The sequence below is a fragment of the Streptomyces sp. NBC_00249 genome, assembly GCF_026342355.1.
Classification (GTDB): Bacteria; Actinomycetota; Actinomycetes; order Streptomycetales; family Streptomycetaceae; genus Streptomyces.
In genome coordinates this window covers 1,127,137-1,146,553 of sequence record NZ_JAPEMV010000001.1, presented here as the reverse complement: position 1 = coordinate 1,146,553, position 19,417 = coordinate 1,127,137, and the positions used below count along the sequence as shown (strand labels likewise).

General features: G+C 75.1%; 20 protein-coding genes and 1 pseudogene. 10 read left to right on the top strand and 11 right to left on the bottom strand.

Features of this window, described 5'->3' with window-relative positions; genetic code table 11:
* The first annotated feature begins 193 nt into the window (after positions 1 to 193).
* Both OOK31_RS05160 and OOK31_RS05155 read left to right on the top strand, forming a co-directional pair.
* A complete protein-coding gene (locus tag OOK31_RS05160; protein ID WP_267011120.1) occupies positions 194 to 1,639 on the top strand; it encodes a glyceraldehyde-3-phosphate dehydrogenase in 1,446 nt (481 codons plus the stop codon).
* Positions 1,640 to 1,976: 337 nt separating this feature from the next.
* Positions 1,977 to 3,494 carry a flotillin family protein gene (locus OOK31_RS05155; RefSeq protein ID WP_267011838.1) on the top strand — a complete coding sequence of 506 codons (1,518 nt, stop codon included), beginning with the start codon at positions 1,977 to 1,979 and terminating at the stop codon, positions 3,492 to 3,494.
* A 141-nt stretch (positions 3,495 to 3,635) separates the two neighbouring features.
* On the opposite strand, the gene OOK31_RS05150 is transcribed toward OOK31_RS05155, so the two are convergent.
* Together OOK31_RS05150 and OOK31_RS05145 are read right to left on the bottom strand one after the other, a co-directional pair.
* Complete coding sequence (locus OOK31_RS05150; RefSeq protein WP_267011119.1) at positions 3,636 to 4,280, bottom strand: DUF305 domain-containing protein; 645 nt, start codon at positions 4,278 to 4,280, stop codon at positions 3,636 to 3,638.
* A gap of 89 nt (positions 4,281 to 4,369) precedes the next feature.
* Positions 4,370 to 4,798 carry a DUF6153 family protein gene (locus tag OOK31_RS05145; RefSeq protein WP_267011118.1) on the bottom strand — a complete coding sequence of 143 codons (429 nt, stop codon included), beginning with the start codon at positions 4,796 to 4,798 and terminating at the stop codon, positions 4,370 to 4,372.
* A gap of 111 nt (positions 4,799 to 4,909) precedes the next feature.
* Between OOK31_RS05145 and OOK31_RS05140 the strand changes: the two genes are divergently transcribed.
* Positions 4,910 to 5,059 (top strand): hypothetical protein, encoded by a 150-nt coding sequence (locus tag OOK31_RS05140; protein ID WP_267011117.1) that lies wholly within the window; start codon positions 4,910 to 4,912, stop codon positions 5,057 to 5,059.
* Between the two features lie 94 nt (positions 5,060 to 5,153).
* Here OOK31_RS05140 and OOK31_RS05135 read toward each other — a convergent pair whose 3' ends face one another.
* Together OOK31_RS05135 and OOK31_RS05130 are read right to left on the bottom strand one after the other, a co-directional pair.
* On the bottom strand, positions 5,154 to 6,245 hold the full coding sequence (locus OOK31_RS05135) for an NUDIX hydrolase (RefSeq protein WP_267011116.1): 1,092 nt from the start codon (positions 6,243 to 6,245) through the stop codon (positions 5,154 to 5,156).
* A 58-nt stretch (positions 6,246 to 6,303) separates the two neighbouring features.
* On the bottom strand, positions 6,304 to 6,927 hold the full coding sequence (locus OOK31_RS05130) for a LysE/ArgO family amino acid transporter (protein WP_267011115.1): 624 nt from the start codon (positions 6,925 to 6,927) through the stop codon (positions 6,304 to 6,306).
* A 68-nt stretch (positions 6,928 to 6,995) separates the two neighbouring features.
* On the opposite strand from OOK31_RS05130, the gene OOK31_RS05125 reads away from it, so the two are divergent.
* The 3 genes from OOK31_RS05125 (at position 6,996) to corA (ending at position 9,637) form a co-directional block, all read left to right on the top strand.
* Positions 6,996 to 7,916, top strand: coding sequence for a LysR family transcriptional regulator ArgP (locus OOK31_RS05125; RefSeq protein ID WP_267011837.1), 921 nt, complete (start codon positions 6,996 to 6,998; stop codon positions 7,914 to 7,916).
* Between the two features lie 73 nt (positions 7,917 to 7,989).
* Entirely contained in the window at positions 7,990 to 8,382 is a 393-nt protein-coding gene (locus tag OOK31_RS05120) for a molybdopterin-binding protein (protein WP_267011114.1), read from the top strand.
* Positions 8,383 to 8,554: 172 nt separating this feature from the next.
* Positions 8,555 to 9,637 (top strand): magnesium/cobalt transporter CorA, encoded by a 1,083-nt coding sequence (gene corA / locus OOK31_RS05115; RefSeq protein ID WP_267011113.1) that lies wholly within the window; start codon positions 8,555 to 8,557, stop codon positions 9,635 to 9,637.
* 73 nt (positions 9,638 to 9,710) lie between these two features.
* Here corA and OOK31_RS05110 read toward each other — a convergent pair whose 3' ends face one another.
* The 3 genes from OOK31_RS05110 to OOK31_RS05100 form a co-directional block, all read right to left on the bottom strand.
* Complete coding sequence (locus OOK31_RS05110) at positions 9,711 to 10,712, bottom strand: class I SAM-dependent methyltransferase (protein ID WP_267011112.1); 1,002 nt, start codon at positions 10,710 to 10,712, stop codon at positions 9,711 to 9,713.
* A gap of 154 nt (positions 10,713 to 10,866) precedes the next feature.
* Positions 10,867 to 11,586: an anti-sigma factor gene (locus OOK31_RS05105; protein ID WP_267011111.1), complete on the bottom strand. Its 720-nt coding sequence runs from the start codon at positions 11,584 to 11,586 to the stop codon at positions 10,867 to 10,869.
* Complete coding sequence (locus OOK31_RS05100) at positions 11,583 to 12,146, bottom strand: sigma-70 family RNA polymerase sigma factor (RefSeq protein ID WP_267011836.1); 564 nt, start codon at positions 12,144 to 12,146, stop codon at positions 11,583 to 11,585. The genes OOK31_RS05105 and OOK31_RS05100 overlap by 4 nt, the downstream gene beginning before the upstream one ends.
* A gap of 296 nt (positions 12,147 to 12,442) precedes the next feature.
* Between OOK31_RS05100 and OOK31_RS05095 the strand changes: the two genes are divergently transcribed.
* Positions 12,443 to 13,270 carry a chitosanase gene (locus OOK31_RS05095; protein ID WP_267011835.1) on the top strand — a complete coding sequence of 276 codons (828 nt, stop codon included), beginning with the start codon at positions 12,443 to 12,445 and terminating at the stop codon, positions 13,268 to 13,270.
* Here the strand turns inward: OOK31_RS05095 and OOK31_RS05090 are convergent.
* The gene (locus tag OOK31_RS05090) at positions 13,243 to 14,778 is read right to left on the bottom strand and encodes a glycosyltransferase family 87 protein (RefSeq protein WP_267011110.1); all 1,536 of its coding nucleotides are present in this window, start codon (positions 14,776 to 14,778) and stop codon (positions 13,243 to 13,245) included. The genes OOK31_RS05095 and OOK31_RS05090 overlap by 28 nt on opposite strands.
* Before the next feature lie 105 nt (positions 14,779 to 14,883).
* On the opposite strand from OOK31_RS05090, the pseudogene OOK31_RS05085 reads away from it, so the two are divergent.
* From OOK31_RS05085 to OOK31_RS05075, 3 genes and pseudogenes are all read left to right on the top strand, one after another.
* Positions 14,884 to 16,082 (top strand): annotated as a pseudogene (locus tag OOK31_RS05085) (molybdopterin-dependent oxidoreductase).
* On the top strand, positions 16,079 to 16,477 hold the full coding sequence (locus OOK31_RS05080) for a hypothetical protein (protein ID WP_267011109.1): 399 nt from the start codon (positions 16,079 to 16,081) through the stop codon (positions 16,475 to 16,477). Before OOK31_RS05085 ends, OOK31_RS05080 begins: the two are co-directional and overlap by 4 nt.
* Positions 16,478 to 16,518: 41 nt before the next feature.
* Positions 16,519 to 17,280 (top strand): GNAT family N-acetyltransferase, encoded by a 762-nt coding sequence (locus tag OOK31_RS05075; protein WP_267011108.1) that lies wholly within the window; start codon positions 16,519 to 16,521, stop codon positions 17,278 to 17,280.
* 43 nt (positions 17,281 to 17,323) lie between these two features.
* Here OOK31_RS05075 and OOK31_RS05070 read toward each other — a convergent pair whose 3' ends face one another.
* The 3 genes from OOK31_RS05070 to OOK31_RS05060 are packed head-to-tail and all read right to left on the bottom strand — an operon-like array spanning position 17,324 to position 19,298.
* Positions 17,324 to 17,968: a bifunctional 2-polyprenyl-6-hydroxyphenol methylase/3-demethylubiquinol 3-O-methyltransferase UbiG gene (locus OOK31_RS05070; RefSeq protein WP_267011107.1), complete on the bottom strand. Its 645-nt coding sequence runs from the start codon at positions 17,966 to 17,968 to the stop codon at positions 17,324 to 17,326.
* Positions 17,965 to 18,582 (bottom strand): DUF2064 domain-containing protein, encoded by a 618-nt coding sequence (locus OOK31_RS05065; RefSeq protein ID WP_267011106.1) that lies wholly within the window; start codon positions 18,580 to 18,582, stop codon positions 17,965 to 17,967. The genes OOK31_RS05070 and OOK31_RS05065 overlap by 4 nt, the downstream gene beginning before the upstream one ends.
* Positions 18,579 to 19,298, bottom strand: coding sequence for a glycosyltransferase family 2 protein (locus OOK31_RS05060; RefSeq protein ID WP_267011105.1), 720 nt, complete (start codon positions 19,296 to 19,298; stop codon positions 18,579 to 18,581). The genes OOK31_RS05065 and OOK31_RS05060 overlap by 4 nt, the downstream gene beginning before the upstream one ends.
* Positions 19,299 to 19,417: the final 119 nt, after the last annotated feature.

Genomic DNA, 19,417 nt, shown 5'->3' with positions numbered 1-19,417 from the left:
GCGGCATCCCCAGCATCGACGTCACATCGTGCATCTGTGGGGGGAAATTAGGCAATCACCTGGCAGATGCTTGGTGGATCACCCGAGGGCGTTGGTGCATGGCCACAGAAAACACAAGGGTGCGATCCCGCCGAAGTGATCAAAGGACGAGGGGGTTAGCATATGAGCGCCGCCTAGCTCGAAAGATGAACCTGTGACTGTCAACGAGGACTCGTTCACCAACTGGAAGAACCGCGAAGAGATCGCGGAGTCGATGATCCCCATCATCGGGAAGCTGCACCGGGAGCGGGACGTCACGATCCTGCTCCACAGCCGCTCCCTGGTGAACAAGTCAGTGGTCAGCATCCTCAAGACCCACCGATTCGCCCGGCAGATCGACGGCGAGGAGCTCTCGGTCACCGAGACCATGCCGTTCCTCGAGGCGCTCGCCGCCCTCGACCTCGGCCCGTCGCAGATCGACATCGGCATGCTCGCCGCGACCTACAAGACCGACGACCGCGGTCTGTCGGTCGAGGAGTTCACCGCGGGGGCCGTCGCCGGCGCCACGGGTGAGAACAAGATCGAGCGCGGCGACGGCCGCGACGTCGTCCTCTACGGCTTCGGCCGCATCGGCCGCCTCGTCGCCCGCCTGCTGATCGAGAAGGCGGGCTCCGGCAACGGCCTCCGCCTGCGCGCCATCGTCGTCCGCGGTGGCGGCGACCAGGACCTCGTCAAGCGCGCCTCGCTGCTGCGCCGCGACTCCATCCACGGCCAGTTCCAGGGCACCATCACGGTGGACGAGGCGACGAACACGATCGTCGCCAACGGCAACTCCATCAAGGTGATCTACGCGAACGACCCGTCGGAGGTCGACTACACGGCGTACGGCATCAAGGACGCCATCCTCATCGACAACACGGGCAAGTGGCGCGACCGCGAGGGCCTCTCCAAGCACCTGCGCCCCGGCATCGACAAGGTCGTCCTGACGGCTCCGGGCAAGGGCGACGTCCCGAACATCGTCCACGGCGTCAACCACGACACCATCAAGCCGGACGAGCAGATCCTGTCCTGCGCCTCCTGCACCACCAACGCGATCGTCCCGCCGCTCAAGGCCATGGACGACGAGTACGGCGTGCTGCGCGGCCACGTGGAGACCGTCCACTCGTTCACGAACGACCAGAACCTGCTGGACAACTACCACAAGGCCGACCGTCGCGGCCGCTCCGCGCCGCTCAACATGGTCATCACCGAGACCGGTGCCGCGTCCGCCGTCGCCAAGGCGCTGCCGGACCTCAAGGCGCCGATCACCGGCAGCTCGATCCGCGTCCCCGTCCCGGACGTCTCGATCGCCATCCTGAGCCTGCGCCTGGGCCGCGAGACCACCCGCGAGGAAGTCCTCGACTACCTCCGCGACGTCTCGCTGCACTCGCCGCTCAAGCGTCAGATCGACTTCACCACGGCCCCCGACGCCGTCTCCATGGACTTCGTCGGTTCGCGCCACTCCTCGATCGTCGACGCGGGCGCCACCAAGGTGGACGGCGACAACGCGATCCTCTACCTCTGGTACGACAACGAGTTCGGCTACTCCTGCCAGGTCATCCGGGTCGTGCAGCACGTCTCCGGCGTCGAGTACCCGACGTACCCGGCCCCCGTGGCCTGATCGACGTAGGACCCGGCAGTACCCCGCAGTACCCCGCAGCACCTTCGAACGCGCCGCAGACGGTCCCCGTCTGCGGCGCGTTCGCGTTCGCGCCCGCCCGGCCCCGGAGCCGGCCCCGGTGCCGGTGCCGGTGCGTCAAAGACTGCCGGAAACGAGCAATGTCCCGCGCCGGGACCCGGTGGCACGATGACGTCGTCCAGCGGGTCCGACCGGCAGACGGGAGCGGCGGCCACCGCGGGGGCCGTGGCCGGGGCGGGGGCCGGCTGGCCGCGTACCGGCTGAGCCGGGCCCTGCTGAGGGGCGGCGGCGCCGCGCCCCGCCAGGACGAGCTCATCGGATCGGCCGGGACCGTCGTCTCCTCGTCCTGCTCGCCCTGGCCGTCGTCACCCGTTACAAGGTCGCCGGCCCCAGCGAGGCCTTCATCGTCACGGGCCGGCGCGGCAGGAGGTCCACGGACCCCGACACCGGGCAGGTCGTCACCGACAACAGCGGCCAGAAGGTGGTCGTCGGCGGCGGCGTGTTCGTCGTCCCCTTCGTGCAGCAGCGCTTCACCCTCGACCTGTCCAGCCGCCACATCCCCGTCGCCGTCCGGGGCGCGGTCACCCTGCGCGGCATCAAGGCCAACCTCGAAGGCGTCGCCATCGTCAAGGTCGGCGGCACCGAGGACGCCATCCGCGCCGCCGCGCAGCGGTTCCTCCAGCAGCAGGACGGGATCGTCGGCTTCACCCAGGAGGTGCTCTCCGGCGCCCTGCGGGCCATCGTCGGCCGGATGTCGGTGGAGGACGTCATCCGCGACCGGGCCGCCTTCGCCGGGCAGGTCGCCGAGGAGGCCGAGGCCAGCCTTTCCGGTCAGGGCCTGGTCCTCGACGCCTTCCAGATCCAGGACATCACCACCGAGGGCTCCTACCTGGAGGACCTCGGCCGCCCCGAGGCCGCCCGCGCCAAGCAGGAGGCCGACATCGCGGAGGCCAACGCCCGGCGCACCGCCGAACAGGCCCGCCTCAAGGCCGAGGAGGAGATCGCGGTCGCCGAACGCACCCTGTACCTGCGCCAGGCCGAGATCAAGGCCGAGACCGACGCCGCGGCCGCCCAGGCCAACGCGGCCGGCCCGCTCGCCGACGCGGACCGCCAGCAGCAGATCCTCACGGAGCAGGAGAAGGTCGCCGAACGGCAGGCCGCCCTGACCGACCGCCAGCTCGACACCCAGGTCCGCAAGCCCGCCGACGCGCGCCGCTACGAGGCCGAGCAGGAGGCGGAGGCCAAGCGGGTGGCCCGGGTCAAGCAGGCCGAGGCCGAACGCCTCGCCGCCATCGCGGCCGCCCAGGCGGAGGCCGAGCGCTCCCGGCTCACCGGTGAGGGCGAGAAGCAGCGCCGCTCCGCCCTGGCCGAAGCCGAGGCCATCGAGGGCGCCAAGCGCGGTGAGGCCGAGCGGGCGCGGCGCGCGGCGATCGCGGAGGCCGTCCAGCTGGAGGGCGACGCGGAGGCCGCGTCGATCGCGGCCAAGGGCGCCGCCGAGGCCGAGGCGATGAACAAGAAGGCCGAGGCCTTCGCGCGCTACGGCGACGCGGCCGTCCTCCAGATGCTGGTCGAGGTGCTCCCGCAGGTCGTCGGCAAGGCCGCCGAACCGCTCGCCGCCATCGACAAGATGACCGTCATCTCCACCGACGGCGCGAGCCGGATCTCCCGTACCGTCGCCGACAACGTCGCCCAGGGCATGGAGCTCCTCGGCTCCACCACCGGCGTGGACCTCGCGCAGCTCCTGAAGGGCCTGACGAGCGGCCGGTCCGGCCAGGACGGCCCGGCGCCGGAGGCGGCGGCGCCAGCCGCGGCCGACGGCAGGATCCCGATCGGCTGAGGTGGGCTAGTGGCTGTGGTCGCCCCCGTGTGCGGGTGGGCTGGGCGGGCGCGGGTAGGGCGGAACCGCCGGACGGCCGGCGGTCGGGTACGCGGACGGCCCGGCCCGGGACCTGTGTGCGTCCCGGGCCGGGCGGGCGGGTCAGCCCTGGCCGAGCAGGGCCTTCATACGGGCGATCTCGGCGCTCTGGGAGGTGATGATGGCGCCGGCCATGTCCTTGGCGGGCTGGAAGCGGCCCTCGGACTGCTCGGTCCGGGCCATGGCCACGGCGCCGTCGTGGTGCTTGACCATCAAGTCGAGGAACGCGGTGTCGAAGGCCTTGCCGCTCGCCTTCGTCAGCCGGTCCATGTCCTCGGCGGTCATCATCCCCGGCATGCCGGACCCGCCGTGGCCGCCGTGGCCGGACGCGGCGCCGGAGGCGTCGGCGGCGGGAACCTGCTCGCCCCAGGAGGCCAGCCAGCCGGACAGGGTCTTGATCTCGGGGTCCTGTGCCTTCTTGATCTCGTCCGCGAGCTTCTTGACCTCGGCCGATTCGGCGCGGGTCGCGGCCAGGTCGGCCATCTCGACGGCCTGCCGGTGGTGGGGGATCATCCCCTTCGCGAAGGCGGTGTCGGCGGCGTTGTTCCCGGCTGCCTGCGGGGTGGCGGTGGCCGTGGCGGTGGGGGTGTCGTGGGCGGTGTGGGTGGAGCCGCCGCCGTTGCCGCCGCAGGCGGCGAGGACGAGGGCGGCCGTCGCGGCCAGGGCCACGGCGGAGGTACGGCGGATCAGGGAACGCTCGGCGGTCATGGTGGTGCTGCTCCTGTGCTGCGGCACGCGGATGTGCGCGTGCGTGCGGGATTCCGGGCGGGCTCGACGGCGGGAACGCCGGAGCCGGCCTATATGCGCAGGAGCTGCAGTTCGGTGAGGGACGGGGGCGCGCGCCCGCAGGCCGTCGCCGCCGGGGCGGTGCCGTGGGCGTCCGCCGACGGGCCGCCGTTGATGCCGGGCAGGACCGCCGGAGCCGGCAGGACCGGGGCGCCGCTGATGCCGGCGGCCGCGCAGGTGGGGTCGGCGTGCTGGGCGTGCCCGCCGCCGGGGCCGTCGTGGGGGCAGGCGCAGGGCGCGGACGTCTCCGAGTGATGGCCGGCCGGATCCGCCGATGCCGATGCCGATGCCGCGGTGTGGGAGGGCGCGGCCGTGACCGGTACCGCTCCCGGGCCCAGCCCGTGCATGGCCAGCAGACCGGTGAGCACGGCCAGGACGAGCAGCAGGCGCCGGGGCAGCCCGAAGGGCCCGTGCGCCGCGCGACCCGCCTGGATGCTCATGGCGGCATCGTAGGCGACGGGATGGAAATACTCCAAGGGGGTATGCCTCCGGTCCCGGGAGGGGGCCGCGGATCGGTCGCCGGACGGCCGGAGTGGTGGCAGGGCCAGCGGATGGCCGTGGACGCTTCCGTCGCCGCACTGCTCGCGCCGGCCGACGCCGAACCGGCGCCGCGGTTCCGGGACACCGATCCGGAGGTGCTGCGCGAGCAGACCCGGCGGATGGGGGCCCTGACCGCTTCGCCCGTACCTACGACGGCCTGATCCACGGCTTCCTCAACCTCTTCCCCGTCTCACCGGCCGCCGACGCGGCCGTGACGGAGCTCTACGCCCAGTTCAGGTCCCGGGCCGACAGGCCCTAGGTCTGGGCCGGCCGGCCCTCGTGGAGTTCCAGGGGGCCCGTGCCCTCGGTGCGGGCGCGCAGGCAGGAGCGGATCTGGCGGCGCAGCAGGGGTTTGACCAGGTCGCGCAGTTCGGCGGGGGCCGCTGTGCGCCACTCCAGCAGTTCCTCCGGCTGGAGGCGGATCCGGGCGAGGGTGGGCGCGTCCAGTACGCCGCCGTCGTAGAGGAAGCGGATCCGGGCCGGCCTGCCGGGGCGGTGGGCCCAGTTCACGGCGAGGAGGCGGCCGGGAGGCAGGTCCAGGCCGAGTTCCTCGCGGACCTCACGGGCGGCGGCGTCCCGCGGGGTCTCGCCGAGGTCGCTCTCGATGCCGCCGCCCGGCAGCAGCCAGCGGCCCGGCTTGCCGTAGCCGGGCCGGACCAGCAGGACCCGCCCGGCGGCATCGGTGAACAGGACGTTCGCGGCGGTGAGGGCTTTGGGGCGGGAGGCCCGGTGCGCGGCGGCGTCGAAGCCGCCCGCGTGTTCCAGGGCCGCGCGGTCCGCCGGGTCGAGACCGGCGGGCGAGCCGGGCTGGGGCACGCCGTCGACGAGGTGCGCGAGGGAGCCCAGGCGCAGCGCGGCCAGCGCCGCCCGCAGCCGGGGTGCGATCCGGGCGGGCAGTCGCGCGTCGGCCTCCTGCGGGGTGAGCCAGTGCGCCTCGGTGACCTCCCCGTCGGTGAAGGAGATCGCCTCGATCCGTTCGGCGCTGAGCGGCCCCACCAGGTGGACGTGCACCACGATCGAGCGCCCCAGCGCGCCCGGCGGGCAGGAGTCGACGGCCAGCAGCCGGCCCACCGGGACGGTCAGGTCCAGCTCCTCCTTCAGCTCCCGGGCCAGCCCCTCCTCCGGCGTCTCGGTGTCCTCGACCGTCCCGCCCGGCAGTTCGAGGTCCTCCTTGTAGGAGGGCGTCAGGACGAGGACCCGTCCCCGGGAGTCCAGGACGATCCCGGTCGCGGCGACCAGCGGGGCCGGCTGGGCGGCGTAGTACGCCCGCACTGCGTCCGGCAGCGGTTTCGGTGAGGGGGCGGGGGCGGGGGCGGAGGCGGGGGAAGGGGAGGGGTGTGCGGGCACGGCGGCTCCTGCCGGTCGGGGTACGGCCGGGCGGGGGTGGCCGTGCCGTGCGGGCCGGTCAGGCCCGTACGAGGAGCATCCCGCCCATCGTGACCATGGTCGCGGCGACGAGCCCGTCCAGCACCCGCCAGGCGGAGGGACGCGCGAGCATCCCGCTGAGCAGTCGGGCTCCGTAGCCCAGGGCCGCGAACCAGGCCAGGCTCGCCAGCGCGGCCCCGATGCCGAACGCCCAGCGCAGGTCGCCCCGGTCGGCGGCCAGCGAGCCGACCAGCAGCACGGTGTCCAGGTACACGTGCGGGTTGAGCCAGGTCATCGCCAGGCAGGTCAGGACCGCCGCGCGCGCCGAGCCGGTGGCCGCGCCCCCGGTGGTGAGCGCCGCGCCCGGGGTGGGGCGCAGTACCCGGCGGGCCGCGAGGACCCCGTAGCAGATCAGGAAGCCGCCCCCGGCGACGGCCACGGCGGTCAGGGCGGCGGGCCAGGCGGTGACGAAGGCGCCGACGCCCGCCACGCCGAGGACGATGAGCACCGCGTCCGACACCGCGCAGATCGCGACGACCGGGAGCACGGCGTGCCGGCGGGCGCCCTGGCGCAGGATGAAGGCGTTCTGTGCGCCGATGGCGACGATGAGGGAGAGGCCGGTGCCGAAGCCCGCCAGGGCCGCTGTGGTGATGCCGTTGTTCATGGGACGACCGTAGGCAGCGCGTCAGGCTGAGTACAGCTAAAGATTTTTACGTAGCATTAGCACTCGTGATGGAAGACCTTCCGCTGGAACAGGTACGGACGCTCCTCGCGGTCATCGACGAGGGCACCTTCGACGCGGCGGCCGCCGCCCTGCACGTCACCCCCTCCGCCGTCAGCCAGCGCGTGAAGGCCCTCGAACAGCGCACCGGGCGGGTGCTGCTGATACGGACCAAACCGGTGCGGCCCACGGAGTCCGGGCAGGTGGTGATCCGCTTCGCCCGCCAGCTGGCCCGGCTGGAGCGGGACGCGCGCGCCGAGCTGGGCATGGGGACGGCCGACGGGCAGGGGCCGGTCCGGCTGCCGATGGCGGTGAACGCCGACTCCCTCGCCACCTGGTTCCTGCCCGCGCTGACGCGGGTGCCGCAGGAGCCGCAGGTCTGCTTCGAGCTGCACCGCGAGGACGAGTCCCACACGACGGCGCTGCTGCGGGAGGGCCAGGTGATGGCCGCCGTCACCTCCTCCCCGGACCCGGTGGCCGGGTGCACGGTGCGGGCGCTGGGGCTGGCGCGGTACCTGCCGGTGGCCGGGCCCGGGTTCGCCGCCCGGTACCTGGCGGGGGATCCGGCGCGGGCGCTGCGGGAGGCGCCGCTGATCGTGTTCGACCGGCGCGACGAGCTCCAGGACGCGTTCGTCCGGGCGCTGCCCGGCGGAGGCCCCGGGGCGGGGCCCGTACGCCACCTCGTACCCACCTCGGAGGGCTTCCGCGACGCCGTGGCCGCCGGGCTGGGCTGGGGGCTGGTCCCCGAAGCGCAGGCGGAGCCGCTGCTGCGGACCGGGGCGCTGGTCCCGCTGGAGGTCGGCAGGCCGATGGACGTACCGCTGTACTGGCAGCAGTGGAAGCTGGACTCGCCCGCGCTGGCGACGGTCGCCCGGGTCGTCGCGGACGCCGCCCGCGAGGCCCTGCGGCCGCTGCCCGCGACACGACACTAGGACCGCTCCGGGGGCGGGCGTGAGGGGGTCCGGTGCGGGCGCTCGGTGGGTGGGGCGGGCCTAAGCTGCGGGTATGGAGTCGTACACGATCGGCCAGGCCGCCCGGCTGCTCGGGGTGAGCGTGGACACCGCCCGGCGCTGGGCCGACGCCGACCGGTTCCCGACCCGCCGCGAGGGCGCTCGGCGCATCGTCGACGGGCCCGACCTGGCGGCCTTCTGCGTGGAGGCCGCGCGGGAGGGCGTCGAGGGTGAGGAGGCCCCGTACACCTCGGCGCGCAACGCCTTCCCCGGCATCGTCACGGGAGTGAAGCTCGGGACCGTCGACGCGCAGGTCGAGATCCAGGCCGGCCCGCACCGGATCGTGTCCCTGCTGACCCGGGAGGCGGTCGAGGAACTGGGCCTCGAGGTGGGCGCGCGGGCGACCGCCCGGGTGAAGTCGACCAGCGTCTTCGTCGACCGGGGCTGAACCCCAGGGGGCGGCCCGGCAGGCCGGGGCCGGGACGTTGCCGGAGCCCGGCGGTCTGAGGGCCCCGGCGGCCGGCGGCCGGCGGAGGCGACGGCGACGGCGGTGGACCGGGCGCGGGTGCGGCGGTGGCAGACTGGCCGCTGATCCGCCGAAGGGGAGTACGACCTTGTCCATGTTCAGCAACCTGCGCCGCGCCGTGCGCCGCGGCTACCGGCGGGCCGTCGACCTCAGCCACCCGGCCCGCTCCCCCCTCGGCAGCGCCGTCGTCAACTGCGTGGTCTACCAGGACGGCATCCGCCAGGACGGCTGCGCCGAGGTGGAGGAGGCCCTGCGCCGGGTCCGCAAGACGGGCGCCGGCTTCGTCTGGATCGGCCTGCACGAACCCTCGCAGACGGAACTCGCCGGCCTCGCCGCTCTGTTCGGCCTGCACCCGCTCGCCGTCGAGGACGCCGTCAACGCCCATCAGCGGCCCAAGGTGGAGCGCTACGACGAGACCCTGTTCGCCGTCTTCAAGACCGTCCGCTACGTCGAGCACGAGGAGCTGACGGCGACCAGCGAGGTGGTCGAGACCGGCGAGCTGATGGCCTTCGTCGGCGACGACTTCGTCATCACCATCCGGCACGGCGGCCGCGGCACCCTCGGCCCGGTCCGCGAGGCCCTGGAGGCCGAACCGGAGCAGCTCGCCAAGGGGCCGGCGGCCGTGCTGCACGCCATGGCGGACCACGTCGTCGACGACTACGTGGCCGTCACGGACGCCGTGCAGAACGACATGGACGCCGTGGAGACGGCCGTGTTCAGTGAGCACGGCGGCCGCGGCGACGCGGGCCGCATCTACCAGCTCAAGCGCGAACTCCTCGAACTGCGGCGGGCGGTGGCCCCGCTCGGCCGCCCGCTCCAGCACCTGGCCACGCAGCCGATACCGGTCGTGCCGCCGGAGGTCCGCGCGTACTTCCGTGACGTGGCCGACCACCTGACGCGGGCCACCGAGCAGATCTCCGCCTACGACGGCCTCCTCGACTCCATCCTCCAGGCCCACCTCGCGCAGGTGACGGTCGCCCAGAACGAGGACATGCGCAAGATCACGGCCTGGGCGGCGATCGTCGCCGTCCCGACGATGGTCTGCGGGGTCTACGGCATGAACTTCGACACCATGCCCGAGCTGCGCTGGACCTACGGTTACCCGGCCGTCCTCGTCGTCATGGCGGTCGCCTGCTTCGTGATCCACCGGGGCTTCCGGCGCAACGGCTGGCTCTGACCTCCGCCCCGGTGTCTGTCGGCGCCCGACCCCGGCGGGGCCCGGGGGCCCGGATCCGGGGAGCGGGGGCGGGTCAGGGGTGGTGGGCGTGGGTGAGGAAGTGGGTCGGGGCGTCCTCGTACTGGGTCAGGTGCCAGCCCGTGGATTCCAGGGCCGGGCGGAGGTTCGGCTCGGCCAGGGGGTCGTCGGGGCTCAGCGGGCGGCCGTGCCGGGCGGCGCGTTCGGCCCGGCCCGAGGGGTGGAACAGCAGCAGCTCCCCGCCCGGCGCGCAGACCCGGGCCCACTCGGCGAGGGCCGTGCGGGGCCGGGGGAGGTGGTCCAGCAGTCCGGCGGCGAAGATGCCGTGCACCGCGCCGGAGGCGAGCGGCAGCCGTACGCAGTCGGCCAGCAGCAGTCGCCCCGGCCCCTCCCGGCCCACCTGCGCGGCAGCCGTCAGCATGGCCGGGGTCAGGTCGACGCCGAGGACGGTGCCCGTCTCCCCGACCAGCGACCGCAGCGCGGGCATCGCCCGGCCGCTGCCGCAGCCGAGGTCGAGCGCGGTCTGCCCCGGCAGCAGCCGCATCCGGGCCACGGCCGCCTCGTACGCCGGGGTCTGGTAGGCGAAGCGTTCCTCCCAGGCCTCGGCGCGCGGGGTGAAGAAGGCCCGGGTGGCGGTGTGTTCGGCCCGCCCGGCCACGAGCGCCGCGAACCGGCCGAGCAGCCCCCCGGCGCCCTCGCCCTCGGGCGGCGCCGGCAGCCCCCACGCGCTCCCGCCGACGCGGAACCCGGCGCCGCCGAGCAGCGGATCGGCGTCCGCCGGGGTGCGGTCCGCGTCGGCGGCGCGGGCCAGCAGCTCCGCACCGCCCCCCAGGGCCAGTACGGGTACCTCCGCGGCCAGGGCGGCCCGCAGCAGCGGCAGGGCCTGCGGGGTGTCCCCGGCCAGGACCAGGCCCTCGATGCCGCCGAGGCCGGTGGGGACGGGGTCCCCCGACCAGGGGTCGCAGGGCCGGACCTCCGGCCCGGAGTCCGTGCCGAGGGCGGGGGTCAGGGGATCGGGGCCGGGCGCCGGCGCGGGGCGGATCACGACGAGGGCCATCGGCACCTCCTTGCTCGGTTGTGCGGGCGTACATGAGAGTCGTTGCGGCTGATTCACGCCGCATCTGCGCAAGGATGCACCGATCCACCCCGCACATGCCAGAGTCCCGCGCACCGAAACACCCGCCGGTCCCCGGCGCGGGCGGCCGGGGAGGTCAGCGGGTCAGGGGGAGGAGGAGCAGGGGGGTGGTGGTCGGCCGGGGGGAGCCGCCTTCGGGTTCCAGGGTGAGGCCCACCGCCGTGGCCCGGCCGAGGGGGGCCCGTAGCACCGCGGCGCCGGCGCCGTCCAGCAGTCCGGCCGGCCGCATCACCGTTCCGTCCGCGAGCCACAGTTGGTAGGTCCGTCCCGGCGGTGCGGCGGGGAGCCCGGAGCTGAGGAAGGCGGCCCGGTCCCGGGACGCGGACACCACCACCCGCGCGGTCGCGCCGGACGCGGACCGGCCGGTGACCGTACGGGCGTCCGGGGCCGCGAGCACCGCCGTGATGGCCTGGAGGGCGTCCGCCGCCCGCTGCGCCTGCTGGTGTTCCCGCAGTGCGGCCCCGCCGAGTGCCAGTACCCCGGCCAGGCAGGCCGCGAGCGCCATCGGCAGGGCGCGGCGGCGCAGCACCGCGATGCTCCGCCGCGCCGGGGGCAGTTGGCGGACCCCGTCGATGCGGGCCAGTACTGCGTCGCGGGTCCCGGGCGGTGCGGGCAGTGCGACCGCCGCGCCGAGCCGGGCCGCCGTCGCGCTGAACTCCCGTACGTCCTGGGCACATTGAGGGCACCGCTCCAGATGCCGCTCGAAGGCCTCGCGTTCGGTCCGGTCCAGCGCGTCGAGGGCGTAGGCCCCGGACAGGGCGTGCAGCCGGCCGGCTTCGGTCCTCGTGCGGCTCATGCCGTGACCCCCATGCAGTCGCGCAGCCGGATCAGCCCGTCGCGCAGCCGGGTCTTGACCGTGGGAAGCGGGGTGCCGAGGGTCTGCGCGACCTCCCGGTAGGTCAGCCCGCCGTAGTAGGCCAGGCTGACGGCCTGGCGCTGGAGGTCGGTCAGCCCGCGCACGCAGCGGCGTACCTGCTCGCTCTCCAGCCGGATCTCCACCTGCTCGCTGACCTCGTCGTACGGGCGGGCGTGCTCCCGCGCCGCCGTGTCCTGTTCGCGGGCGGTGGCCGCCTGCGCGGAGCGGACCCGGTCCACCGCCCGGCGGTGCGCGATGGTCAGCACCCAGGTCATGACGGTGCCCTTGTCCGGGCGGTAGCGCGGGGCCTGGCGCCACACCTCGATCAGCACCTCCTGGGTGACCTCCTCGGACTGGGCGCGGTCGCGCAGCACCTTGACGACGATGCCGTGGACGGGACCCGAGACCACGTCGTAGAGCGCGGCGAAGGCGTCCTGGTCGCCGCGCGCGACGCTCTCCATCAGCGCGGGGAGGTCGGGCCCCGGCCGGCCCTGCGGCATCCCGAGGGGGAGCGGGCGCCTCACGCGGCCCGCCCCCGCCGGTCGGGTGCGGGGCGGCGTCGCGTACGGGTCCAGGTCATGGGCAGGCCCTCCCAGGCGGTGGCGGCGGTCATGGAGGGCTTCGGAGCGGACGCCCCGGCGGATTGGTCCCTTCCGAAATCGGTCCGCAGCGCGGTGCCGGAGTGGTCCCGGGGGGTGTCCGAGCCGTGAGATGTCTGGTAGGAAAGTTTCCTAACGGAATCGGGAACACCCAACCGCCTTACGGAGGCCCTGTGTTCACCCCTCACCGCAAGACGATGACCGTCGGCGCGCTGCTCGCCGCCACCCTGCTCGCCGCCCCGGTCGCGGCGCACGCCACCGCCGCCCCGGCCCCCGCCCCGGCCCCTGCGGCGGCCCCCGCGTCGGCCGCCGCGGCGACCGGACTCGACGACCCGGCGAAGAAGGACGTCGCCATGCAGATCGTCTCCAGCGCCGAGAACTCCTCCCTGGACTGGAAGGCCCAGTACAAGTACATCGAGGACATAGGCGACGGCCGCGGCTACACCGCCGGCATCATCGGCTTCTGTTCCGGCACCGGCGACATGCTCGACCTCGTCGAGCACTACACGCAGGTCAAGCCGGGCAACGTGCTCGCCAAGTACCTCCCGGCGCTGCGCAAGGTCGACGGCAGCGACTCGCACGCCGGCCTCGACCCGAACTTCACCAAGGACTGGGCGAAGGCCGCCCAGGACAGCGAGTTCAAGAAGGCCCAGGACCACGAGCGCGACCGGGTCTACTTCGGCCCCGCCGTCAAGCAGGGCAAGTCCGACGGCGTCGGCACCCTCGGCCAGTTCATCTACTACGACGCCATCGTCATGCACGGCGACGGCAGCGACTCCACCAGCTTCCGCAACATCCGCAAGCGGGCCCTGTCCAAGGCCAAGCCCCCGGCCCAGGGCGGCAACGAGACCGCCTGGCTGAACGCCTTCCTCGACGCCCGCGTCTGGGCGATGAAGCAGGAGGAGGCGCACAGCGACACCAGCCGCGTCGACACCGCCCAGCGGGTCTTCCTGAAGAAGGGCAACCTGAACCTCGACACCCCGCTCGACTGGAAGGTCTACGGGGACTCCTTCCACATCGGCTGAGCCCGCCCCACGCGCCCGGGACGGCCCCCTTCGCCGTCCCGGGCACCGGCGCGGCGGCGCACCGCCCAGCCCGCGAGCACCGCCGCGCCCGCCAGCCCGTACGCCACCTCCACCGTCGCACCGCCCAGCGCCCGCCCCGACACGTACGCCGCCGCGCCCGCGACCGCCACGCCCAGCCACTCGGCGCGCCCGTCCAGCGCCACCAGCGCGATCAGCAGCAGCGCGTACCAGGAGTACCCCGGGGTCGTCAGCAGGAAGGCCGTCCCCGTCACCAGCAGGGCCCCGCTCCACGGACGCAGCGGATCCCCGCGCCGCCACACGTACGCCACCACCGCGAGCACCCCCACCGCCACCGCCGGCACCGACCAGGAGTCGGGCAGCACCAGGCGCAGCAGCGCGTAGCGGCCGCCCGCGCCCGGATCCTCGTACCCCTCCTCCTCGGCGTAGCCCCCGAGGTAGCCGAACACCGAGGAACGGGAGGCCAGGACGTACGGCAGGTACGTCAGGCCCACCACCGCGGCCGCCGGCAGCAGCAGCGCCGCCGCGTCCCGCCACCGCCGGACGCCGGCCAGCGCGCCCGGCAGCAGCACGGCGGGCAGCAGCTTCGCCGCGACCGCCAGCCCGAACAGGGCGCCGCCCAGCGCCCGGCGGCGCACCACCACCCCCAGTGCGGCCACCGACAGCAGCACCGCGAGCACGTCCACGTGCGCGTTGCCGACCGCCTCCACCGCCACCGCCGGACACCAAGCCCAGTACGCGACCGTACGGGGATCCGCCCGCCGCCGCTGCACCAGCAGCAGCGCCCCGGTCACCCCCAGCGCGAGGAGGGCGCCGCCGGTCTGGAAGGCCTTGTGGCGCACCCCGGGCGGCGAGATCCGGTGAACGACGGCGAAGTACGCCTCCGCGACGGGCGGGTAGACGGTGTGCACGGTCGGCCGGTTGATCCGCGTGCACACCCCCGGTTCGACGGCGACCCGGTCCTGCCCCGCGCACTCGGCCGCGGTGCGCGGGAACAGCCAGTCGTCGCGCAGGCCGCGCAGCGCCGGATCCGCCGGGGCGTGGTCGTACGGGGAGATCCCGGCGGCCTGCACCCGGCCGTCCCAGGCGTAGCGGAAGGAGTCGGTGCTGGTCAGCGGCGGCCCCGCCAGCCCGGCGGCGGCCACCGCCAGCGCCCCCGCGAGGACCAGCGGTGTGACGTACCGCCCCGGGACCCGGCGCAGGGCCAGCGCCGCCGCGCCGAACAGCACCCACACGGCTACGTACCACGAGGTCAGCCCGCCGGGATCGGTGAAGTACCCCGGATGGCGCACGGTCGGTACGAGCGCGGCCGACAGTGCGGCGAGCAGCAGCAGGGTCACGGCGACGGACCACCCGGGGCGGTGCGTCCCGGGCGGGGGCGGGGCCGGGTTCTCGGACGAGGCCGCGGGCGGGACCGCAGCCGGAGTCACGGACGGGTTCTCGGGCGGGGGCGGGGTCGCCGGCCGGGCCTCGGGTTGGAGCTCTTCCATGGCCGCCAGCCTGGCAGCGCACGGCGCCGTCACCGCCCCGACCCGGCCCGGCGTCCGCGTTTCGTAAGGTGTCGGACGGCCCGCCCGGCGCCGCACAGCGGTGAGATGGGGAGCATGACTCCCGACCCCCCACCCCAGGACCGCCCCCGGCGCGGACCCTTGCCCCGGCTCCCGAGACCGTCCCTGCGGCCGCCCGCCTTCTCCGGCCGGCTGCACGACGCCCGCACCGCCACCGCCGTCGGGCGCTGGCTGGGCGCCGCCTTCGCCGTGTGCTTCGTGACCGGGCTGATCAGCCACTACCTCCAGCACCCGCCGTCCTGGGCCGCCGACGCGCTGCCCGCCCGGCCCGTCTGGGGCTACCGCCTCAGCCAGGGCCTGCACGTCGCCACCGGACTCGCCGCGATCGTGCTGCTCCTCGCCAAACTGTGGACGGTCTACCCGAGGCTCTTCGTGTGGCCGCCCGTGCGCGGGATCCGGCACGCCCTGGAGCGGCTCTCCGTGGCCGTGCTCGTCGCCGCCGCCGTCCTGCAGGTGTTCACCGGGCTCCTCAACATCGCCCAGTGGTACCCTGGCCCTTCGGGTTCATCCAGACCCACTTCGCGCTCGCCTGGGTGGTGGCCGGGTCGATCCTGCTGCACATCGCCGTCAAAGCCCCTGAGATCAGGGCGCATTGGAGCCGGTCCTCGCCCGGCACCCTGGAACTGCCCGCCGAGGACGGCCCCGACCGGCGCGCCCTCCTCCTCGGGGTGGGCGCGGCCGTCGGCGCGGTCACGCTGACGACCGTCGGACAGTCCTTCACCCCCCTCAAGGCCTTCGACCTGCTCGCCCCGCGCCACCCCGACCACGGGCAGCAGGGCCTGCCCGTGAACCGCACCGCCGCCGCGGCCGGCGTCGGCCCCGACCGGCTGCGGGACTGGCGCCTGGAGGTGCGCGGCCCGGCCCCGTACTCCCTGACGCTCCCTCAACTCCGTGCCATGCCCCAGCGGACGGCCCGGCTGCCGATCGCCTGCGTGGAGGGCTGGAGCAAGACCGCCGACTGGAGGGGCGTACGGATCCGGGACCTCCTGGAGCGGGCCGGCGCCCCGCCCGGCGCCGCGCTGCGCGTCACCTCCCTGGAAGTGGGGGGCGCGTACCGGGTCATGGAGATGGGCCGCGAGTACGCCGAGGACCCGCTCACCCTGCTCGCGCTGGAGCTCGGCGGGCAGGTGCTCTCGCCCGACCACGGCTACCCGGCGCGGATCATCGCCCCGAACCGGCCCGGGGTGCTCCAGACCAAATGGGTCACGCTGCTGGAGGTGCTGTGAGGGTCTTCCGTTACGCCGTGGGCGCGCTCGGCCTGCTGCTGATCGCCGTCGGTGCCCGCCTGGTGGCGGGCCTGCCCGACCCGCTGGACGTGCTCGTCTGGCTCGGCGGGGCCCTCGTCCTGCACGACGGGATCCTCGCCCCGCTGGTCCTGGCCGCCGGTCTGCTGATCGCGGCCGTGCCCGCGCGGGGACTCCTGCGCGGGGCGCTGGTCACCGGCGGGGCGCTGGTCCTCGTGACCCTGCCGGCGCTGCTGCGGCCCGGCGCTCCGGTCAACCCCTCGGCCCTGCCGCTGCCTTACGGACGGAACCTGCTGATCGTCCTCGCCGTGGTCGCGGCCGTCACCGCCGCCGTGTGGCTCGCCAAGACCCGGCCGCGCGGCCGTCCGCGCCGGTAAAGAGCGGGCGGCCGAGGGCGCCGGCCGCCTACGCTCGCTCCATGCCGAGTAGTGAACTGACCGCCGTCAAAGCCTTCTTGGTGTCCTTCGCGCGCCGCCAGGCCGCCCGAACCGTCGACTTCCCGGGCGGATTCGCCGCCCTCGACGACGAGTTCGCCCAGGCGTGGTCCGCGAACCAGGTCGTCGTCGAGCGCGCCGCCGACCCCGAGGCGCTGCCCGCCCTCGTCGACCGGCTCCTCGGACACCTGGACCACCGGACGGTCTCCGTCTTCGACGAGGGCGCCGCAGCGGCCTGCGCCGGGCCGCTGACCCGCGCCGGATACACCCACTGCGCCTACCTGGTCATGCTGCACACCGGCCCGGTCCCCACGGGCGGCGGCGCCGGGCCGGTGGACCTCGACGCCCTGCGGGCACCGCTCACCCAGCGCTGGCGGGGTTTCCTGCCGGAAGCGGGGGAGGACACCGTGCGCATCCTCGTCGACCAGCGCGGGACCCGACGCCGCGGCGCCGCCCTCGTCGAGTTCGTCGCGGCCCGCACCGGCGACGGCGAGATCGCCTCCTGGGCCGACCTCTACGCGGACCCCGCCACGGGGACGGCCCAGATCGAGGACCTGGTCACCGCCGAGTCCCGGGTGCGGCGCGGCCACGCCTCCGCGGTCCTGGACGCGGCGCTGCGCCGGGCCGCCGACGCCGGCTGCGGCACGCGCTTCCTGATCGCCGACACGCAGGACTGGCCGCGGTACTGGTACGAGCGGCGCGGCTTCACCGCCGTCGGCCGTGTCCACGGGTTCGAACGCGTGTGAAGGGGTGCGGACGGGTGGCAACGGGTGGGAACGCGGCCCGGGTTCAGGCCCGCCGCAGCTCCACGAAGACCCGCCCGGACGCCGTCCACCGGTCCGCGCGGACCCAGCCGGACTCCCGCGCGTACGCGGTCAGCGCGCCGGCCCCGACACGGGCCCAGGTGAAGGGGGCGCCGAGCCCGCCGCGGCCGTCGGCCACCCGGACCTCGCAGCGTTCGTCCAGCTCCACGTCCGCGCACTCCACCACCAGCGCACCCGACACGGCGAGCACCTGCGCCATCCGCCCGAGCAGCGCGGCCGGGTCACCACCGATGCCGATGTTCCCGTCGATCAGCAGGGCCGTCTCCCAACGCCCCTCACCCGGAAGGGAGTCGAAGACCGACCGGTGCAGGGCGCTGCCGCCCGAGCGGGCCGTACGCGCCACCGCCTCCGGGCTGACGTCGATGCCCAGCGCCCGGTGCCCCCGCGCGGCCAGCGCCGCGACGAACCGCCCGGGACCGCAGCCGATGTCCAGCACCGTGCCCCGGCAGCGACCCAGCACCGTCCAGTCCGCGCTGTCCGGCGCCTCGCACCAGCGCTCCACGTCCAGCGGCAGCAGCCAGCCGTCGCCGCGCCGCAGGTAGAGGGGGCCCCGGCCGCGGCGCAGGGCCACGGTGTACGGGTCGGCCGTCCAGGCCGGGGCGGCGGTCACCGCCGTACCGCCGTCGCCAGCGCGGCCAGCCGCGCAGCGAACGCCCCCTCGGGCGCCCCGGCCGCCACCAGCCGGGCGTCCTCGGCGGTGTCCACGTCCCGCAGCGCCGGCAGCCGGCCGATCCGCAGCCCGGCCGAGCTCAGCCGCCCGTACTGCGCGGCCCCCGTCGTGGGCAGCGACATCGGGACCCCGCGCAGCAGCTCCGGGTCCGGCTCGGCGAGGCCCAGCGCCCAGAAACCCCCGTCGACGGCGGGCCCGAACCAGGCGTCGTACCCGTCCCAGCCGACCGTCAGCAGCTCCGGCGTGACCTGCGGGGTGTCCATCCCGATCAGCAGCGCGGGCCCGGCGCACGCCCCGAAGGCCGCCGCGAGCCGCTCGTCCAGGGTGCCGGCCGACTGCGGCAGCACCTCGAAGCCCGGCGGCAGCCAGGGCCCGGGCCGCCCGTCCAGGACCAGGACCCGCCGCTCGGCGGGGGCCGCGGCGACGGCGGCCAGGGTGTCGGCGAGCGCCGCCTCGGCGAGCGCGGCCGCCTCGACGGGGGTGAACGGCGGGGTGAGCCGGGTCTTGACCCGGCCCGGCAGCGGCTCCTTCGCGATCACGAGCAGGGTGGTCACCGGGCGCCCCCGGTCCCGGCCCGGCCCTGGCCGGCGGGCGGGGCGGGCTCCGCCGGCTCCGCGAGGACCCGGCTCATGTCGCGCACCGCCTGCCAGGTGCCCCGCCAGGTGCCGGTCACCTTCGACTTCCCCGCGCGCGGCAGGTACGGCACGTCCACCTCCCGTACCCGCCAGCCCGCGTCCGCCGCGCGCACCACCATCTGGAGCGGGTACCCGGAGCGCCGGTCGGTCAGCTCCAGCCCCAGCAGATCGCTGCGGCGGGCCGCCCGCAGCGGGCCCAGGTCGCGCAGCGCCAGCCCGGTGCGGCGGCGCAGCAGCCGGGCCAGCGCCAGGTTCCCGGCGCGGGCGTGCGCGGGCCAGCCGCCCCGGCCGCGCGGCCTGCGCCGGCCCAGGACCAGATCGGCCTCACCGGCGGCCACCGCGGCCACGAAGCCGGTCAGCAGCCCCGGGTCCAGGGAGGCGTCGCAGTCGCAGAAACAGACCACGTCCGCGTCGGAGGCGAGCAGTCCGGCGTGGCAGGCGGCCCCGAACCCGCGACGGGACTCCGGCACCACCGTGGCGCCCAGCGCGCGGGCGATCCCGGCGGAACCGTCGGTGGACCCGTTGTCCACGACCAGGGCCCGCCAGCCGGCCGGGATGCGGGCGAGCACCCAGGGCAGGGCCTCCGCCTCGTTCAGACAGGGGAGGACGACATCAACACTCACGGTCACGGTCACGGGATTCACCGTAGGAATCACGGGCGCGGAAAAGGGGCCCGGACTCCTTACGAAACGCGGACGTCGACCCCGACGGCCCCGGCGCGGGGATCCGCCCGACGCCGGGAAATGGGAGGCTG

Coding starts and splice junctions, on each gene's coding strand:
- OOK31_RS05150 (WP_267011119.1), bottom strand. CDS start 4,280: ATGACCGCCGAGCGTTCCCTGATCCGCCGTACCTCCGCCGTGGCCCTG.
- OOK31_RS05145 (WP_267011118.1), bottom strand. CDS start 4,798: ATGAGCATCCAGGCGGGTCGCGCGGCGCACGGGCCCTTCGGGCTGCCC.
- OOK31_RS05140 (WP_267011117.1), top strand. CDS start 4,910: ATGGCCGTGGACGCTTCCGTCGCCGCACTGCTCGCGCCGGCCGACGCC.
- OOK31_RS05130 (WP_267011115.1), bottom strand. CDS start 6,927: ATGAACAACGGCATCACCACAGCGGCCCTGGCGGGCTTCGGCACCGGC.
- OOK31_RS05125 (WP_267011837.1), top strand. CDS start 6,996: ATGGAAGACCTTCCGCTGGAACAGGTACGGACGCTCCTCGCGGTCATC.
- OOK31_RS05120 (WP_267011114.1), top strand. CDS start 7,990: ATGGAGTCGTACACGATCGGCCAGGCCGCCCGGCTGCTCGGGGTGAGC.
- corA (WP_267011113.1), top strand. CDS start 8,555: ATGTTCAGCAACCTGCGCCGCGCCGTGCGCCGCGGCTACCGGCGGGCC.
- OOK31_RS05110 (WP_267011112.1), bottom strand. CDS start 10,712: ATGGCCCTCGTCGTGATCCGCCCCGCGCCGGCGCCCGGCCCCGATCCC.
- OOK31_RS05105 (WP_267011111.1), bottom strand. CDS start 11,586: ATGAGCCGCACGAGGACCGAAGCCGGCCGGCTGCACGCCCTGTCCGGG.
- OOK31_RS05100 (WP_267011836.1), bottom strand. CDS start 12,146: ATGCCGCAGGGCCGGCCGGGGCCCGACCTCCCCGCGCTGATGGAGAGC.
- OOK31_RS05095 (WP_267011835.1), top strand. CDS start 12,443: ATGACCGTCGGCGCGCTGCTCGCCGCCACCCTGCTCGCCGCCCCGGTC.
- OOK31_RS05090 (WP_267011110.1), bottom strand. CDS start 14,778: ATGGAAGAGCTCCAACCCGAGGCCCGGCCGGCGACCCCGCCCCCGCCC.
- OOK31_RS05075 (WP_267011108.1), top strand. CDS start 16,519: ATGCCGAGTAGTGAACTGACCGCCGTCAAAGCCTTCTTGGTGTCCTTC.